At 70.6% G+C, this 17,576-nt stretch carries 15 protein-coding genes; 4 read left to right on the top strand and 11 right to left on the bottom strand.

The genetic code is table 11. The annotated features are described in order from the left end of the window. Window positions 1-4 precede the first annotated feature (4 nt). The 4 genes from ACWIDW_RS09590 to ACWIDW_RS09575 form a co-directional block, all read right to left on the bottom strand. The gene (locus ACWIDW_RS09590) at window positions 5-640 is read right to left on the bottom strand and encodes a response regulator (RefSeq protein ID WP_454124821.1); all 636 of its coding nucleotides are present in this window, start codon (window positions 638-640) and stop codon (window positions 5-7) included. Window positions 641-667: 27 nt separating this feature from the next. Next, window positions 668-1,882, bottom strand: coding sequence for a sensor histidine kinase (locus tag ACWIDW_RS09585; protein WP_454124819.1), 1,215 nt, complete (start codon window positions 1,880-1,882; stop codon window positions 668-670). Between the two features lie 593 nt (window positions 1,883-2,475). Further along, a complete protein-coding gene (locus ACWIDW_RS09580) occupies window positions 2,476-3,591 on the bottom strand; it encodes an AMP-binding protein (protein WP_454124817.1) in 1,116 nt (371 codons plus the stop codon). Then, window positions 3,591-4,502: a 1,4-dihydroxy-2-naphthoyl-CoA synthase gene (locus tag ACWIDW_RS09575; RefSeq protein ID WP_454124815.1), complete on the bottom strand. Its 912-nt coding sequence runs from the start codon at window positions 4,500-4,502 to the stop codon at window positions 3,591-3,593. Before ACWIDW_RS09575 ends, ACWIDW_RS09580 begins: the two co-directional genes overlap by 1 nt. Window positions 4,503-4,572: 70 nt before the next feature. On the opposite strand from ACWIDW_RS09575, the gene ACWIDW_RS09570 reads away from it, so the two are divergent. Then, a complete protein-coding gene (locus ACWIDW_RS09570) occupies window positions 4,573-5,268 on the top strand; it encodes a peptidylprolyl isomerase (RefSeq protein WP_454124813.1) in 696 nt (231 codons plus the stop codon). Window positions 5,269-5,294: 26 nt separating this feature from the next. On the opposite strand, the gene ACWIDW_RS09565 is transcribed toward ACWIDW_RS09570, so the two are convergent. After that, entirely contained in the window at window positions 5,295-6,251 is a 957-nt protein-coding gene (locus ACWIDW_RS09565; protein ID WP_454124812.1) for a permease prefix domain 1-containing protein, read from the bottom strand. A gap of 1 nt (window position 6,252) precedes the next feature. Then, window positions 6,253-6,588, bottom strand: a complete 336-nt coding sequence (locus ACWIDW_RS09560; RefSeq protein WP_454124810.1) for a PadR family transcriptional regulator — start codon at window positions 6,586-6,588, stop codon at window positions 6,253-6,255. A 104-nt stretch (window positions 6,589-6,692) separates the two neighbouring features. Between ACWIDW_RS09560 and ACWIDW_RS09555 the strand changes: the two genes are divergently transcribed. After that, a complete protein-coding gene (locus tag ACWIDW_RS09555) occupies window positions 6,693-7,679 on the top strand; it encodes an o-succinylbenzoate synthase (RefSeq protein WP_454124808.1) in 987 nt (328 codons plus the stop codon). On the opposite strand, the gene ACWIDW_RS09550 is transcribed toward ACWIDW_RS09555, so the two are convergent. Beyond that, window positions 7,676-8,287: a TetR/AcrR family transcriptional regulator gene (locus tag ACWIDW_RS09550; protein ID WP_454124806.1), complete on the bottom strand. Its 612-nt coding sequence runs from the start codon at window positions 8,285-8,287 to the stop codon at window positions 7,676-7,678. The genes ACWIDW_RS09555 and ACWIDW_RS09550 overlap by 4 nt on opposite strands. Before the next feature lie 104 nt (window positions 8,288-8,391). On the opposite strand from ACWIDW_RS09550, the gene ACWIDW_RS09545 reads away from it, so the two are divergent. Both ACWIDW_RS09545 and ACWIDW_RS09540 read left to right on the top strand, forming a co-directional pair. Continuing rightward, entirely contained in the window at window positions 8,392-11,133 is a 2,742-nt protein-coding gene (locus ACWIDW_RS09545; protein ID WP_454124805.1) for an efflux RND transporter permease subunit, read from the top strand. After that, window positions 11,130-13,184 carry a YhgE/Pip domain-containing protein gene (locus ACWIDW_RS09540; protein WP_454124804.1) on the top strand — a complete coding sequence of 685 codons (2,055 nt, stop codon included), beginning with the start codon at window positions 11,130-11,132 and terminating at the stop codon, window positions 13,182-13,184. The genes ACWIDW_RS09545 and ACWIDW_RS09540 overlap by 4 nt, the downstream gene beginning before the upstream one ends. Before the next feature lie 272 nt (window positions 13,185-13,456). Here ACWIDW_RS09540 and ccsB read toward each other — a convergent pair whose 3' ends face one another. From ccsB to ACWIDW_RS09520, 4 genes are read right to left on the bottom strand one after another with little or no spacing between them, the layout of a single operon-like run. Next, window positions 13,457-14,446 carry a c-type cytochrome biogenesis protein CcsB gene (gene ccsB / locus ACWIDW_RS09535; protein WP_454124802.1) on the bottom strand — a complete coding sequence of 330 codons (990 nt, stop codon included), beginning with the start codon at window positions 14,444-14,446 and terminating at the stop codon, window positions 13,457-13,459. Window positions 14,447-14,448: 2 nt separating this feature from the next. Beyond that, entirely contained in the window at window positions 14,449-16,179 is a 1,731-nt protein-coding gene (gene resB / locus ACWIDW_RS09530) for a cytochrome c biogenesis protein ResB (protein WP_454124801.1), read from the bottom strand. Continuing rightward, a complete protein-coding gene (locus ACWIDW_RS09525) occupies window positions 16,160-16,936 on the bottom strand; it encodes a cytochrome c biogenesis CcdA family protein (protein WP_454124799.1) in 777 nt (258 codons plus the stop codon). Before ACWIDW_RS09525 ends, resB begins: the two co-directional genes overlap by 20 nt. Beyond that, entirely contained in the window at window positions 16,933-17,553 is a 621-nt protein-coding gene (locus ACWIDW_RS09520) for a TlpA family protein disulfide reductase (RefSeq protein WP_454124798.1), read from the bottom strand. Before ACWIDW_RS09520 ends, ACWIDW_RS09525 begins: the two co-directional genes overlap by 4 nt. Window positions 17,554-17,576: the final 23 nt, after the last annotated feature.

The following is a 17,576-nucleotide window of genomic DNA, read 5'->3' as shown; positions in this document are numbered from 1 at the left end:
CGGGTCAGGCCAGGCCGTGCTCGAAGGCGAACACCACCAGCTGCACCCGGTCGCGCAGGCGCAGCTTGCCGAGGATGCGGCTGATGTGCGTCTTCACGGTCGCTTCGCTGAGGAACTCGCGCGCGGCGATCTCGGAGTTCGACAGCCCCCGTGCGGCAAGGGCGAAGATCTCGCGCTCGCGGTCGGTGAGATCGGCGTACTCCGGGGGCACCGGTTTCGTCTCGGGGGTGAAGTGCGCGAACAGTTCGCGGGTGGCGGATGCCGCGATCACACTCGATCCGGACTCGACTGTGCGGATGGCTGCGAGCAGGAACTCGGGATCGGCGTCCTTGAGCAGGAAGCCGCTGGCTCCGCGCTGGATCGCCCGCGCCGCCGCCTCGTCGAGGTCGAAGGTGGTGAGCATGACGACCCGCGGCGGGTCGGGCTGGGCCAGCAGCTCGGCGGTGGCCGTCAGTCCGTCCATCACGGGCATCCGGATGTCCATCAGCACCACGTCGGGACGGGTGCGGCCGATGACCTCGAGCGCCTCACGGCCGTCGCCGGCTTCGCCGACGACGTCCATGTCGGGCTGCGACGAGACGAGCATCCGCACTCCCGCGCGGAACAGCGCCTGATCGTCGACCAGCGCGACCCTGATCATCCGGACCTCCTGGTCGTCGTCGGCCACTCAGTTCGCCGAGGGGCCGATCGGAAGCGTAGCGCGCACCGTGAACCGGGTCGGCTCATGTTGCACCGTGATCCACCCGCCGACCAACTGCGCGCGCTCGCGCATGCCGATGAGTCCGTGCCCACCGGGATTCGCGGGCGGGGCTCCCGGGACGGCCTGCTTCGACGGCGGGATGTGGTTGCGCACGACGATATCGACCCGATCCGGGAACCACGACAGACGCACATCGACGTCTCGGCCACCGTGGCGGATGGCGTTGGTGAGCGCCTCCTGCAGGATTCGGTACACGGCGAGCTGGATCGCTCCCGGCGGCTCGCTCGGCGGCATCGGGTCGACCGTCACCCGCGGCTCGACGCCGGCGTGACGCACCTGGGCGAACAGCGCTTCGAGGTCGGCGAGCGTCGGCTGCGGACCGTCTCCCTGCCGATGTCGCAGCTGGGTGAGCAGCATCCGCACGTCCGACAGCGCCGACCGCGCAGTCTGCGCGATCGTGACCAGCGCCTCCTGCGCGAGCTCGGGCTTCGCGGCCGCGGCGTAGCGCGCCCCGTCGGACTGCGCGATGACGACGGCGAGGGAGTGCGCGACGATGTCGTGCATGTCGCGGGCGATGCGCACCCGCTCCTGCTCTTCGGCGGCGGCCCTCTCGGCGCGCTGCTGCGCCTCGCGGTTCGCGCTGCTCTGCCGCACCAGCCGCCACAGCAGACCGGCGCCCCACGACAGGGCCAGCGACAGCAGGATCGTGAGCCCCATCGTGACGCTGAGCAGCAGCAGGCGGATCTCGAGCTGGGCGGGGGCGGTGACCACGGCGAGGTCGTACTGCATCAGGCCGATGTACAGTCCGCCGAGGATGCCGCCGCCGAGAGCAGAGGCGCCGCCGAGCCAGAGCATCCGCTTCGTGCCCCACGCCGACGTCGCGAACAGCACCCCGAAGATCGCGATGTCCATCGGCAGCGGGGAAAGGCCGGCTCCCATCTGCAGAAGGGCGCCCGCCCAGGCGAGGATGAGGGCTATCGGGGGTGACAGCCGGCTGACCGCCGCGGCTCCCCAGATCAGCAGCGACGTGACGACGAGCATGAGCGTCGCCGACATCTCAGGCAGCCAGAAGCTGAGCTGCCCCGTGCTGAAGGCCAGCGACAGCGGGATCGTGACCAGCGCGCCGACGACCGCGCCGACGATGTCGAGCACGAGCCAGGTCGTCGGGATGCGGCGGATCACCCCTTCACGCTACGGGAGGGCGTGGCGAGGCGCGTCCGTCTGCAGATGTATCCCGGATCGTCGCTGCGCAGGGCAGCCAAGTGGGCCCGAGTGGCCGCATCCACGCATCCGACGCAGCCATTCGGGACCAGCCGGCGTGCTCCCGGGCCCCTGCGAGTTGCCGAGTGGGCCCGAGTGGTCGCCTCCCGGCATCCGACGCAGCCATTCGGAACCAGCCGGCGTGCTCCCGGGCCCCTGCGAGTTGCCGAGTGGGCCCGAGTGGCCGCCTCCCGGCATCCGACGCCGCCATATGGGACCAGCCGGCGTGCTCCCCAGCCCCTGCGAGTTGCCGAGCGGGCCCGAGTGGTCGCCTCCCGGCATACGACGCCGCCATATGGGACCAGCCGGCGTGCGCCCGGGCCCCTGCGAGTTGCCGAGCGGGCCCGAATGGTCGCCTCCCGGCATCCGACGCAGCCATTCGGGACCAGCCGGCGTGCTCCCGGGCCCCTGCGAGTTGCCGAGCGGGCCCGAATGGTCGCCTCCCGGCATCCGACGCCGCCATTCGGGACCAGCCGGCGTGCGCCGGCGCGCGACCCGGGCGTCGGGGCACGCGGTCAGTCCCGCGCCATCCGGCGCAGCGCCTGCCGGTCGGGTTTGCCGGATGCCAGCAGCGGCACGTTCCCGGTCTCGAGACGTGCGGGCCTGGCGTGCCGGCCGATCTCGACCTCGACTCGGGCGCGGGCGGCGTCGAGCAGGCGCCGCGCGTCGTCGGCTGCCACGTCGGCGAAGATGACGGATGCCTCACCCCAGCGTTCATCCGGGACACCGACGATAACCGCATGCTCCAGCCCCGGGATGCTGCGCACGACGCGCTCGACCCGATCGAGCGACACGTTGATGCCGCCGGAGACGATCACGTTGTCGACGCGGCCGGTGACGGTGAGGCGTCCGTCCGGCGCGAGCGTGCCCGCGTCTCCCGTGCGGTACCAGCGGGTGCCGTGCATGTCGTTCGTGAAGGCGCGTGCGGTGAGTGGGTCGTCACCCAGGTAGCCGTCGGCGAGCATCGGTCCGCTGATGCGCACCTCGCCGTCGACCGCCGTCAGGCGCACGCCGTCGAGCGGCATGCCGTCGTAGACGCACCCGCCTGCGGTCTCACTCGAGCCGTAGGTGCGTACGATCCGCGCGCCCGCACCGGACGCGCGCTCGCGCATCGACTCGGGCAGAGCCTGCCCGCCGACGAGGATCGCCCGGTATGCGGCGAGCGCGTCGCGCACGGCCGCACGGGAGTCCGCCGCGTCGAGCAGCGTCGCCAGCTGCGCGGGCACCAACGAGGTGAACCCGTCACCGCTCATCGCCGACGTGGCATGCACGAAGGCATCCGGGGTGAACCGGCCCTCCAGCAGCACGGGCACCAGGCCCGCGAGCAGCGAGCGCCCGAGCACCTGCACGCCCGCGATGTACCCGGCGGGCAGCGCGAGCATCCACTGCCCCGAACCGATCCGCACCGCGGTCGCCTCGGCGCTCGCGCGCAGGGCGGCGGCGCTGAGCACCACGCGTTTGGGGATGCCGCTGGATCCCGATGTCGCGATGACGACGGCGGTACCCGCCGGCACGATGTCATCGGGTGCAGGGTCGAAGCCGAGGGCGAGCGGGCGAGCGCCGTCGAGCGCGGCGGGCAGGGCATCCCGCACCGCGCCGGGATCGGCGCTCTCGACCGGACGCAGTCTCATCAGAAGTGATACGGGAAGGGCGACCAGTCCGGGTCGCGCTTCTGCAGGAACGAGTCGCGCCCCTCGACCGCCTCGTCGGTGCCGTACGCGAGGCGGGTGGCCTCGCCGGCGAACACCTGCTGGCCGACGAGTCCATCGTCGACAGCGTTGAAGGCGAACTTCAGCATCCGGATGGCGGTGGGCGACTTGGTCAGGATCGTGCGCGCCATCGCCAGCGCCTCGCGCTCGAGCTCGACGTGCGGCACGACCCGGTTGACGGCGCCCATCTCGTAGGCGCGCTGCGCCGAGTACTCCTCGGCCAGGAAGAACACCTCGCGCGCGATCTTCTGTCCGGTCTGGCGCGCCATGTACGCCGAGCCGTACCCGGCGTCGAAGCTGCCGACATCGGCATCCGTCTGCTTGAACCGGCCGTGCTCGGCGCTCGCGATCGTCAGATCGCACACGACGTGCAGCGAGTGCCCGCCGCCGGCGGCCCAGCCGGGCACGACCGCGATGACGACCTTCGGCATGAAGCGGATCAGCCGCTGCACCTCGAGGATGTGCAGGCGCCCGGCGCGCGCGGTGTCGTGCACCTCCGTCGTGGAGTCGCTGTACTTGTACCCGTCGCGGCCGCGGATGCGCTGGTCGCCGCCCGAGCAGAACGCCCAGCCGCCGTCCTTCGGACTCGGGCCGTTGCCGGTGAGCAGCACGGCGCCGATGCGGGGATCCTGCCGGGCGATGTCGAGCGCGCGGTACAGCTCGTCGACCGTGTGCGGGCGGAACGCGTTGCGCACCTCGGGCCGGTCGAACGCGATGCGCGCGACGCCTCCATCGCGCGACACGTGCGCGGTGATGTCGGTGTAGTCCTCGGCACCGGGGGCGAGCTGCCACTCGGACGGGTCGAAGATGTCAGAGACGAAGTCGGCGGTCACGGCTCTCAGCCTAATCACCCTGAGGGTCCGCTCGTCCGGCTCGCACGGCCGGCTCGCGTACGATCGTGGCGTGCGCCTGACAACTCGCCTTCGCCGTTCCGTGCTCGCCCTCACCGCCGCCGCGGCGCTCGCCCTGACGGGCTGCGCGTCGAATCCGGATGCCGCAGAGCCGAGCTCATCGGCCCCCGCTCCGTCGTCGGCGACGGACGCATCCGGAACCTGTTCGTACCCGACCGGCGGCCGCCCCGCGTCGAAGGACGTCGAGACCCCCTCGGCCGAACCCACCGAGACCGACGAGGTGCCTGTCAGCGTCGCGACGGGCGTCGGCGAGCTGAAGATGACGCTCGACGCGGCGAAGACGCCGTGCACCGTGAACAGCTTCCTCTCGCTCGCCGAGCAGGGTTACTTCGACGGCACCACCTGCCACCGCCTCACCACCGACGGCATCTTCGTGCTGCAGTGCGGCGACCCGAGCGCGACGGGAACGGGCGGCCCCGGCTACTCGTTCGCCGACGAGCTCGACGGCTCCGAGACGTATGAGGCCGGCACGCTCGCGATGGCGAACGCCGGCCCCGACACGAACGGCTCGCAGTTCTTCATCGTCTACGCCGACAGCCGGCTGGCGCCTGACTACACCGTGTTCGGTCACCTCGACGAGGCATCCACCGCGGTCGTGGCCGACGTCGCCGCCGCCGGCACCGTCAACGGCGGATCCGACGGGGCACCGAAGACGCCCGTCGTGATCGAGAGCGTCATGACGGGCTGACCCCGGCCTCCGCCGCCCCGCCGCGCTCAGACGGCGAGGCGGGCGCGGGCGGCCTTGCGCCAGCCGTCGATCATGTCGCCGAGCGTGATGCCCACGATCGCGAAGCCGGTGAGCACCGCGAGCACCATCAGCGCATCGTCATTCACGCCGTTGCCTGCGAACACCTCGTCGACGAAGCGCGGGTTGTACAGCGCCCCCTGCACGAGAGCGGTCAGTCCGAGCACCATCACGACGGCGGCGAGCGCCGCGTTCATCCAGGCGAAGATCATCGTCCAGTGCCCGCGGGCGTAGACGGCGACGGCAAGAGCCGCCTCGGCGACCAGCAGAACGAGCAGAGCGCCGATGCCCCAGGGCCACAGCTCGGGGTTCAGGATCGACAGCGGTGCACCATCTGACGGTGCCCAGCCGCGCAGCTGATCCCACAGCACCGCTCCCGCGAACAGCGCGAGCATGACGAGCGAGACGATCAGGTCGGCGCGACCCGTGCCGTCGTGCGCGTCTTCGGGCAGCTGGTCGACGCTCCACTTCACGCCGGTGTCGGCGCCCGTGAGCTCGAGCACGAAGAACACCAGCGTCGTCCAGAACGACACGTGCACGATCACCGACAGCACCACAACCACGACCTGGCCGATGATCTCGCCGATGCCGGCACCCGCCAGCGCCTGCGCGATCGCGACTCCCCCGGCTGCGCAGGCGGGCACGACGGCGAGCAGGATCTTCAGCAGCCGCCACCAGGTCAGGTAGTACTTCGGCCCGATCAGGTGCAGCGGCCGGTCGGCGTAGCCGGCGGCGAGCGCCGCCGGGTCGCCCAGCTCGGTGAGCACGGCGCGCTCGGCGTGCTCGAGCGGTTCACCGTTCTCGGTGCGCGCATCGACGGCATCCGCGATCGAGGCGCGCAGTTCGTCGCGCACCTCGGTCTGCAGCCCTGCGGGAAGGCTGCGCACGGTGGCGGCGATGTACCGGTCGGTCAGTGTGGCGGTCATGTCAGTTCTCCTCGTCGCGGAGCGCGGCGGTCGCGGCGGCGATGGCCGCGACCTCCTGAGTCAGTGTCGTGGCGAGACGGATGCCCGCCTCGGAGGTGCGGTAGAACTTGCGAGGCCGCGCCTCGTCGGTGTTCCACTCGCTGTCGAGATAGCCCTGCTTCTCGAGTCGGCGCAGCAGCGGGTAGAGCGTGTTCGCGTCGGTGGGGAAACCGGCGGATGCCAGCTGCTCGAGCAGCCCGTACCCGTATCCGGGTGTGCGCAGCAGCTGCAGGCTGGCGAGCACGATCGTGCCGCGCCGCAGCTCCTGCAGGTGACCGTCGAACTCGTTCTCGCCCATGTCGGTCACTATATTGTGCGACACACACCATTGTCAATGGCACAGTCATACCCCAACGTCTCGAGAACGCTGCCGGTCGAGACCCGGGCGGGCATGATGGACGCATGAACCCGCCGCTCGCCGACCTGCTCGCCACCGCCCGGGTGGTCGCCCTGCCGATGAACACCCGCTTCCGCGGGGTGGACGTGCGCGAGGCGGTGCTGTTCGAAGGTCCGCAGGGCTGGGCCGAGTTCTCCCCCTTCGTCGAGTACGCGGATGCCGAGGCCGCGACCTGGCTCGCCGCGGCCATCGACTTCGCCTGGCACGAGCAGCCCGCAGCTCTTCGCGACCGGATCCCGGTCAACGCCACCGTGCCCGCCGTCGAGGCGGCGCGCGTGCCGGAGGTGCTCGCCAGGTTCGACGGATGCCGCACCGCCAAGGTGAAGGTGGCCGAACACGGCCAGGTGCTCGCCGACGACATCGCCCGCGTGCGCGCCGTGCGCGAGCAGATGGGACCCGAGGGCCGGATCCGCATCGACGCGAACGCCGGCTGGAACGTCGACGAGGCCGAGCGCGCGATCCACGCCCTGGCCGAATTCGATCTGGAGTACGCCGAGCAGCCCTGCGCGTCGGTCGACGAGCTCGCGGATCTGCGTCGACGCGTGAAGCACATGGGCATCCCGATCGCCGCCGACGAGAGCATCCGCAAGGCCGACGACCCACTGGCGGTCGCCCGCGCCGGCGCCGCGGACCTCGTCGTCATCAAGGCTCAGCCGCTCGGCGGCATCCGGCGAGCGCTCGACATCGTCGCGCAGGCCGGCCTGCCCGCTGTCGTCTCGAGCGCGCTCGACACCGCAGTGGGCCTGTCGCAGGGGGCCGCGCTCGCGGCATCCCTCCCCGCACTCGAGTTCGACTGCGGGCTCGGCACCGCCTCGCTGTTCGTCGATGACGTCGCCGACGCCCGCCCGGTCGGCGGGTCGGTGTCGGCCGCGCGAGTGACTCCGCATGCCGATGCGCTGACGCGCCTGAACGCACCGGACGACCGACGCGAGTGGTGGCTGGCTCGTCTCGGGCGCTGCCACGCGGTGCTGGCTGCCCGCGGCGACGACTAGACCCGGATCAGCTCGACCATCCGGCCGAGGGCCTCGCTGCCCGCGCGGCGCAGTCGGTGGGAATCGTCGCCGTTCATGGCGCTGCGCACGCTCATCCCCTCCCACACGATCATCAGCAGCCGGGCCGCCGCTTCCGCATCGATGCGCAGGGTGATCTGCCCGGAGTCGACGATGTCCTGGATGATCGCGACGATGCTCTGCATCATCTCGTTCTCCTGCGCGAGGTAGGCCGCGGCAAACGACGGGTCGCGCAGCGCGCGGATGCGGATCTCGCTCATCATCATCACGCCCATGCGGTCATCGGCCCCGGAATCCATGATCTGCTGCACGAGATCGGCCGGGTCGCAGTCGTCGATGGCGTTCTGGCCGACGAGGGCCGAGACGCGCTCGCGGACGGCCTGCAGGCGGGCCTCGCCGACCGATGCCGCGAGCTCGAGGAACAGCGCGTCCTTCGACTCGAAGTTCGAATAGAACGCGCCGCGGGTGAATCCGGCGCGCTCGCAGACCGCCTCGACGGTGGCCCCCTCGAGACCGACCTCGGCGAACACCTGCGCGGCCGCCTCGAGCAGGCGCGCGCGGGTGTTCTCACGGCTCCGCGTCGTCGACATCGACTCCTCCTTCACATCGGGCGCACAGCATCCGGCATCCCGATGCCCTTACGATACATCTACGTATTCAATACATCTGTGTATCGAGATTCTGCGGAGGCCGCGTGTCCACCCTTCTCTCCTCGCTCGGCCGCTGGTCGTTCCGCCACCCCTGGCGTGTGCTCGTCTCCTGGCTGATCGTGCTCGGCGTCGCCGGCGGCGCTGCGGTGGGGCTGGGCGCGGGAACCGACAACACGTTCTCGATCCCCGGCACGGAATCGCAGGCAGGCCTCGAGCAGCTGCAGCGCACCTTTCCGCAGGTGAGCGGCACGAACGCGCAGTTCATCGTGGTCGCCGCCGACGGCGATGACGTCACCGACGCCTCCTACCGCGACGAGATCGAGAGCACTGTGCGCAGTCTCGGGCGCATCGACGGCGTGCTCGCCGTGACCTCGCCCTATGACGAGAGCATCACCGGCATGGTCAACCAGGAGAAGACCGCCGCGATCGTGCGCCTGCAGTTCGACGGGCAGGCCACCGATGTGCCCGAGAGCGTGACGGACGATCTGCAGCAGCAGGTCGACGACCTCGCCGCGGCGCTGCCCGAGGGATCGCAGACCGCTCTCGGCGGCGACCTGTTCGCGACCTCGATCCCCACCGTCACGATCACCGAGGCGATCGGCCTGCTCATCGCCCTGCTCGTGCTGATCGTCACCTTCCGCTCGTTCGTCGTCGCAGGACTCCCGCTGCTGACCGCCGTGCTCGGGGTGGGCATCTCGATGGCCGGCATCTTCGCGGCCACCGCGTTCGCGACCGTCTCGTCGACCACTCCGCTGCTCGCGCTCATGCTCGGCCTCGCGGTCGGCATCGACTACGCGCTGTTCATCGTCGCGCGCCATCAGGATCAGGTGCGCGACGGCATCGATCCCGAGGAGTCCGTGGCCCGCGCCGTCGGCACCGCAGGCTCGGCGGTGGTGTTCGCCGGTGTCACGGTGCTCATCGCCCTGATCGGACTCGGCTTCGCGGGCATCCCGTTCCTGACGACCATGGGCATCGCCGCCTCGGTCGCCGTCGCGATCGCCGTCGCCATCTCGGTGACGCTCACCCCGGCGATGCTCGGCTTCCTGAAGGGTCGCGTCGCGGGGCGCCCGCGTCGCGCGCGCCGGAAGCCGGATGCCGCATCCCGGCCGACCTTCTCCCGCCGCTGGGTCGATGCGGTCACGAAGCGCCCGGTCGCCGTCGCGACCGCGGTGATCGTCGGCCTCGGCATCGTGGCGATCCCCGCCCTCAGCCTCGATCTCGCGCTGCCCAACGCGGGCGTGCTGCCGAAGGGGTCGGAGGCGCGCGTCAACTACGACCTCACTGCGGAGGAGTTCGGCCCCGGCTTCAACGGCCCGCTGATCCTCACCGGCACGATCGTCACCTCCACCGATCCGCTGAACCTCATGCAGGATCTCGGCGACGAGGTCGAGAAGCTGCCCGGCGTGCGCGAGGTCGCCCTGGCCACGCCGAACGAGACGGCCGACACCGGCATCGTGCAGATCATCCCCGAGACCGCCCCCGACGACCCCGCCACCAGCGACCTCGTGCGCGAACTGCGCTCGCACCACGACGAGTGGCTCGACGAGTACGGCATCGACCTGAAGGTCACCGGCTTCACCGCCGTCGCGATCGACATCTCCGATCAGCTCGGCTCGGCGCTGCTTCCGTTCGGCATCTTCGTGATCGGCCTGTCGCTGATCCTGCTGGCGATCGTCTTCCGCTCGATCTGGGTGCCGGTCACCGCGGCGGTCGGCTATCTGCTCTCGATCCTCGCCGCGTTCGGCGTCGTCGCCGCGGTCTTCGAATGGGGCTGGTTCGCCGATGCCCTGCATGTCGCCCGCACCGGTCCGATCATCAGCTTCATGCCGATCGTGCTGATGGGCGTGCTGTTCGGCCTGGCGATGGACTATCAGGTGTTCCTCGTCTCGCGGATGCGGGAGGACTTCGTGCACTCCGGCGCCCTTCGCCAGGTTCAGGGGCCCCGGGCCGCTGCCGTCGAGGCCGTGCGCTCCGGGTTCGCCGGCACCGCCCGCGTGGTCACCGCCGCGGCGCTGATCATGTTCGCCGTCTTCGTCGCGTTCGTGCCCGAAGGCGACTCGTCGCTCAAGCCGATCGCCCTGGGCCTCGCGGCGGGCATCGCGATCGACGCGTTCGTCGTGCGCATGACGCTGATCCCCGCGGTGATGGCGATCCTCGGCGACCGCGCATGGAGCATCCCGCGGTGGATGCAGCGCATCCTGCCGCACGTCGACATCGAGGGCGAGGCGGTCGAGCGCGAGCGCGCGCTCGACGCGTGGCCGGGTGACGACAGCATCCTCGCCGCCGACGACCTCGTGGTCGACGACGTCGGCATCCGCGGCGCGCACCTGCGGCTCGCGCCCGGCGGCGCGCTGATCGTCGCCGGCGGGTCACCCCGCACCCTGCGCACCCTCGCTCTCGTGCTGGCAGGGCGCGTGAAACCGGATGCCGGAAAGCTGCGCGTCACCGGTCATCTGCTGCCGGGCCGCGCGGCCTGGGTGCGCGCGCACGTCGGCGTCGCGCTGCTCGACGGACCGGACGCCCGCGCGCAGCTCGGCGAAGCACTGCGCGGACGGACCGGCCTGGTGATCCTCGACGGAGTCGAGCGCATCCCGGCATCCGATCGCGACCAGCTCACCGCACGGCTGCGCGACGCCGGCGACGACCTCGCGGTCGTCTTCACGACGACGGACCCGGATGCCGCGCAGCGCCTGCTCGCCGACGCCGGCCGATCCGTGGCATCCGTCTCGGATCTGCGCGAGAGCACACACATCCCGACCTCCGACTCGACCGAGGTGACCGCATGACTCTCCCCATCGAACGCGCACGCTCGCGCCGGCCGATCACCTGGCTGACGCTGATCGGGGTGCTGCTGCTGCCCGCGATGATCGGCGGGATCCTCGTGGCGGCCCTGCACAATCCGACCGACCGGCTCGAGGAGATGACCGCCGCGGTCGTCAACCTCGACAAGCCGGTCACGATCGACGGGCAGTACACCCCGCTCGGCCGCCAGCTCGCCGCCGGTCTCGTGGAGGGCTCCGACGAGCTCGACTCGAACCTCACATGGGTCATCTCGAACGAGGACGACGCCGCCGAGGGCATGGCCGACGGCCGTTATCAGGCGGTCGTGACGATTCCGAAATCGTTCTCGAAGGACGCGACCTCGGCGGGAGCGGCTCTGCAGGAGGGCGACGGAGCCGCTGATCAGGCCGAACAGGCCGAGATCAGCGTCACGACACCGCCGGACGGCCGCGTGGCCGACGGGCTGATCAGCCAGCAGATCGCCTCGGTCGCCGCGTCGACCCTCGGCACGATGCTGAGCGAGGCGACGGTCGGCAACGTGCTGATCGGCTTCAAGACCATCGGCGACCAGATCGGCGATGCCGCCGACGGCGCCGACCAGCTCGCCGACGGTGCGCGTTCCGCAGCCGAGGGCGCGGCCGAGATCCCCGGTGGCGCGGCGCAGCTCGCCGACGGCGCGGGGAAGCTCGCGGACGGTGCGGGCGAGCTGGCGGGTGGGCTGAACACGATCGCCGGCAAGGCGCGCGAGGCCGGCACTGGCGCGACGCAGCTCGGGCAGGGTCTGATCTCGGGTGCGGCGGCGCTGGAGAGCGGCGGGTTGGTGCCGAGTCAGCTGCTGGATGCCGCGAACGGAGCGAAGCAGGCCACCGCCGGGGTCAAGCAGGCGGCCGACGGTGCTGCGGAGGCGGCCGCCGGTGTGCAGACCGGCGTCGGCGGACTCTCCCAGCAGCTCGCCAGCCTCGCTGCGCAGTGCGATCGCACAGCGAGCCCTGACTTCTGCGGCGACCTGGACCGTGCCGCTGGAATCGCGGGAGGTCTGGTCAAGCCTGCCGGACTGGCCGCACAGGCCGCCGGCGCCGCGTCGCAGTACGCCGGGCCTGCGGCGCAGGCAGCCGAGGGAACAGCGGACGGACTCACACAGCTGAGCGCCGAAGCGCCGAAGGCCATCGCCGGGCAGCTGCGCACGGCCGGCACGGCGGCATCCCAGCTCGGCGGCGGACTCGGGCAGCTCGCCGACGGCGTGGGGCAGTCGGCGACCGGGGCATCCGGCCTCGCCTCGGGCGCATCGCAGCTTCAGGAGGGCATCACCGCACTCGGCGACGGGGCGACCGAGCTCACCAGCGGACTCGATCAGCTGGCATCCGGCACCGGCGATCTCGCCGAGGGCCTGCACACCGCCGCGACCTCGCTGCCGTCGTTCGACGACGAGCAGTCGACGTCTCTCGCCGCGGTGATCGCCGACCCGGTCACCTCGAACTCCGACTCGGAGGGCTTCTTCGGACCGGCGACGGTGCCGCTGCTGTCGGCGGTCGTGCTGTGGTTCGGCGCGCTCGCCACCTTCGTCGTGCTGCGAGCCGTTCCGGGCAGCGCCCTCACCTCACGCCGCTCATCGGGCGGCATGGTGCTGCGCGGCTTCTGGCCCGCGGCCGCGATCGGCGCAGCGCAGGGTCTGCTCGTGGCGCTGGTGGTGCAGTTCGTCGTGGAGTACGACGCCCCGACATGGTGGGGCTTCGCCGGGTTCGCGCTGGTCGCCGGGGTGACGTTCGCGGCGATCAACCAGGCGCTCGTCGCCGTACTCGGCGGCATCGGTCGCTGGATCAGCGCGCTGGTCGGCGTGCTGGCATTCGCGACGAGCCTCATCTCGACGGTTCCCGACTGGCTCGCGGGTCTCGGCGCCGCGATGCCGACAGCACCCGCGCTGAGCGGCCTGATCGAACCGAGCGGCGCCGCCTTCGCCGGCCTGATCGTGTGGGCGGTGCTCTCGCTCGTCGCCGCGACCATCGCCGTGGCGACCCGGCGCACGACGTCGGCGAAGGCCGTGCTGGCCGCGGCCTAGCATCCGGATGCTGTCCGCCTGGCTCTTCGTGTGCAGGCGAACACACGAGGGTAGGACGGATCCCCGGATTCCCGTCCTACCCTCGTGTGTTGACCTACCTGCGTGCGGCCTCGCGCTCGGACTCCCGCCTCCTGGGAAAGCGGGTTGCGCGGAGCCGCACTCATCCGGGGTAGGCGAACGCGCCCAGGTAGGACGAATCAGTGGATATCTTCCGACTCCGCGTGTTCGCCTACCTCCGCGCGAGCGGGGCCGCCATCAAGTGGCGCCAGGGCTCAGCTCAGGCCGGAGTACGCGTGCAGTCCCTTGAAGAAGACGTTCACGATGGCGAAGTTGAAGATGACGGCAGTGAAGCCGGTGATCGACAGCCAGGCCGAGGGGTTGCCGCGCCAGCCGCGCGTCGCACGGGCGTGGATGTACCCGGCGTAGAGCACCCAGATGATGAACGTCCAGGTCTCCTTCACGTCGAAGCCCCAGTAGCGGCCCCACGCGTCCTGCGCCCAGATCGAGCCGGCGATCAGGGTGAAGGTCCAGAAGATGAATCCGACGACCGTGAAGTGGTACGCCATGTTCTCGAGGCGCACCGTGTTCGGCAGCGTGCGCAGGAACCCCGGGCCGGCGTTCTCAACTCCCTCTGCGATGCGACGCTCGCGGCGCGACTGCATGAGCTGCATGACCGAAAGCGCGAACGCCAGGGCGAACAGCGCTGTCGACAGCGACGCCACGAACACGTGGATCACCAGCCACACCGACTTCAGCGGGTCGACCAGCGGCGTGACCGAGACGTAGAAGTTCGCCGCGGCGGCGCCGAGCAGCACAACCACGAGGCCCGAGATGAACGTGCCCAGGTAGCGCAGATCGATGCGGGTGAGCACCACCAGGTACACGGCCATGATCAGCAGCGTGCCGACCATCGCGAACTCGTACAGGTTCGCCCACGGCACGCGGCCGGCGGCGAAACCGCGGGTCAGCGTCGAGACGAGGTGGAACAGCCATCCGAGGATGGCCAGCGCCGTGCCGATGCGGGCGAAGATGTAGCGCGGCGCGCCGCTCTTCCCTGTTCCGCCCGCGGCGGTTCCGGATGCCGGTGAGCCGGCGCCGCGGGCATCCGCTCCGCCGGCCGCGACCAGCACCGGCGTCTCGACCTCGGCGGTCGTCGCCGAGGAGCGACGAGCGAGGTCGAAGGCGTAGGCGATGAACGAGCCGGCGTAGACGGCGATGGCCGTCCACAGCGTGAGGATCGAGATCGAATCGAGGTCGGGCATTGTCATGCTCCCTGTGCGGGGGTCGAGCCTTCGGGCACGGCCGCTTCGAGAAGCCGCTCGTGTCCGCGGACGAGGTCGTCCACGGCGGCGGCGAGGGTGGGATCGTCACCGCGCGCGAGCGCGGCGTACTCGAGGTGGATGCCGTCGTCGGCGGCGGTGGCCTTCACCCACATGCGCCGACGCGGCACGAACAGCGCGAGCCCGAGGCCCGCCATGGCCAGCAGCGCGAACGCGAGCACCCACGGCGCCGAGGCGTCGTGGTGGATCTGCAGCGAGACGTAGCGCTTGACCGACTGCAGGGTGTCTTGCGCGCCCTCCGGCGACACGTTCTCGAACGTGACCGTGCCGAGGCCGTTGGGCAGGTCGGCCGTCTCGCCGGGCTGCAGCTCGATCGACTTCGTGTCGGTGGTGCGGCCGTTGAGCTTCTCGAGGCCGTCGGTGTTCAGCTCGAACACCGAGACCGGCTTGCCGCCGTCGACGCCGAGGTCTCCCTGGTAGACGTCGAGAGTCAGCAGCGGCAGGTTCAGTGCACCGTGCACCGAGGTGTACGCCCCGCTCTTCATCTTCAGCGGTGTCGGATAGAGGAAGCCGATCATGCCGAGCTGCTCAGGCATGCCGTCGGTGATCTTGACCACGCCGAGCGAGGTCATCGCGCTGTCCTGCGGCAGGAACTCCACCGGGCCGCTGAACACCTTCTCGCCCTCGGCGTTGCGCACGGTGATGGTGGGCGCGTAACCGTTGCCGAGCAGGTAGATGCTGTCGCCGCCGATGTGCAGCGGGTGGTTGACGCGCACGGTGCCCTTGCTCGTCGATCCGTCGACGTTTCGCACCGAGAGGTTGGCCGCGAAGTTGCCCGCCTGACCGGCGCCGGGGGTGCCGAAGTCCTCGTAGGTGACGTCGAACGAGTCGAGGGTCAGCGCGTACGGCTGGAACGAGTCGTCGGCGACGAAACGGCCCCGGTTGATCGAGTTGTAGTCGATCAGGGTGTTGACGTAGCTGGCGCCCTCGATGACCACGCGCTGACCGGTGTACGCGAACCCACCGCCGACGCCGACCGTGACCAGCACGCCCACGAGGGCGATGTGGAAGAGCAGGTTGCCGGTCTCGCGCCAGTAGCCGCGCTCGGCCGAGACCGACCACGTCCGGCCGCGGTCGTAGCGCGCGACGCGGTAGCCGAGGGACTTCAGCTGCTTCTCGGCGACATCGATCGCGGCGGCCGCGTCGCCCGTCTCTTCGGCACGCTCAGTGGCCCAGACGGTGGCCCGGTGGTGCTCGAGCCGGCCGAGCCGTGCCGGGGTGCGTGGCGGCAGTGCGCGCAGCGCCTTGGCGTGGTGCTTGATGCGCGGGATGATGCAGCCGATCAGCGAGATGAACAGCAGCAGGTAGATGGCCGAGAACCACGGCGACGAGTACACGTCGAACATGCTGAGAGCGTCGAGCGCCGGGAAGATCTCGGGGTTGTTCTGCTTGTACTGCACCACGCCGTTGGGGTCGGCGGTGCGCTGCGGGAACACCGATCCGGGGATCGCCGCGATCGCGAGCAGGAGCAGCAGCACCAGGGCGACGCGCATGGATGTCAGCTGACGCCAGCCCCACCGCAGCCAGCCGACGACACCCAGCCTGGGCTGGGTGATCTCGTCGTCGACCGGGGTCGAGTCGATGTGGTCGGAGGGACGCAGCGGGTCGGACGCCGCCGTCGTGCCCTCGGAGCGATCAGAGGGGGAGGATGACACTGCTCATCACCGCCGTGAGTCGAGACATGATCTGGGTCCACACGCCGGTGACCATCAGCAGGCCGAGCACGATCAGCAGCGCGCCGCCGACGATGTTGACGGTGCGGATGTGGCGGCGCATGAACGCCGTCGCGCTGGTCGCCCAGCCGAAGCCGAGCGCGACCAGCAGGAACGGGATGCCGAGGCCGAGCGAGTAAGCGACGCCGAGCAGACCGGCACGCCACGGATCGCCCAGAGTCCAGCCGACGCTGATGATCGCGCCGAGCGTGGGGCCGGTGCACGGCGCCCAGCCGATCGCGAGGGTGAACCCGAGAAGGGGGGCGCCGATCAGGCCCGTCGTCGAGTCGACCTGCATCTTGAACTGCCGCTGAGCGAAGCCGAACAGTCCGAGGAAGATCAGGCCCATCAGCACGACGACCCCGCCGAGGATGCGGGTGATCAGGTCGCCCCACTCGAGGAAGAAGACGGATGCCGCGCCGCCGATCACCGTGTAGGCGACGAAGACCACCGTGAACCCGGCGATGAAGAGCAGTACGCCGAGAAGCATCCGGCGGCGCTGCGCCCGGGTCCCTGAGCCCACCTGGGCCCCTGAGCCTGCCGAAGGGCCCCCCACGCCCGCCGCTCCCCCGAGGAATCCGAGATAACCCGGCACGAGCGGCAGGATGCACGGCGACAGGAACGACACGAGCCCCGCGAGGAGGGCGAGCGGGATGGCGATCCAGAGCGCTCCCGCTCCGATCACGGCATCCGGGGTCACGCCTTCTCCTCGAGGGCGTCCTTGATGAGCGTCGACAGGATCGAGGTGCCGTCGATCGGTCCGATGATGCGCGCGGCGACGCGGCCCTGCCTGTCGAGCACGAGGGTGGTGGGCGGCGCCTGGATCGGCGTCACCCGGGCGAAGGCGAGCTTGGCCTCGCCGGTGGTGGCGTCCATGAGGCTCGGGTAGGTCACGCCGTACGTCTTCGCGAAGGCCTTCGCGGTGTCGGCCTGGTCGTAGATGTTCACGCCGATGAACTGCACGCCGTCGTCTTTGTGCTTCTGCCACGTGGCCTCGAGGTCTTCGGCTTCGATGCGGCACGGGCCGCATCCGGCGTACCAGAAGTTGACGACGGCGACCTCGCCGCGGATGTCGTCGCTAGAGAACTTCTCGCCGTCTTCGGTGACTCCGCCGAACTCGACCGGCGCTTTGCGCTCGGCTGCGGGGATCGACTCGACGCGGAAGTCAGCCGAGGTGTACGCCTTCTGATCGCCGTTCTTGTACGCCTCGACCATGGGGTCGGGCGCGCACGCGCTCAGACCGATGGTGAGCGTCGCGGCGAGCGCTGCGGCGCCGATACGCCAGGCGCCGCGAGGAGAACGAGCAGGCACGGACACGCTGGGAATCGTACGCGCGGTTC

This window comes from Microbacterium sp. NPDC055312 (genome assembly GCF_053645675.1).
This window is presented reverse-complemented; position numbering and strand designations above follow the sequence as displayed.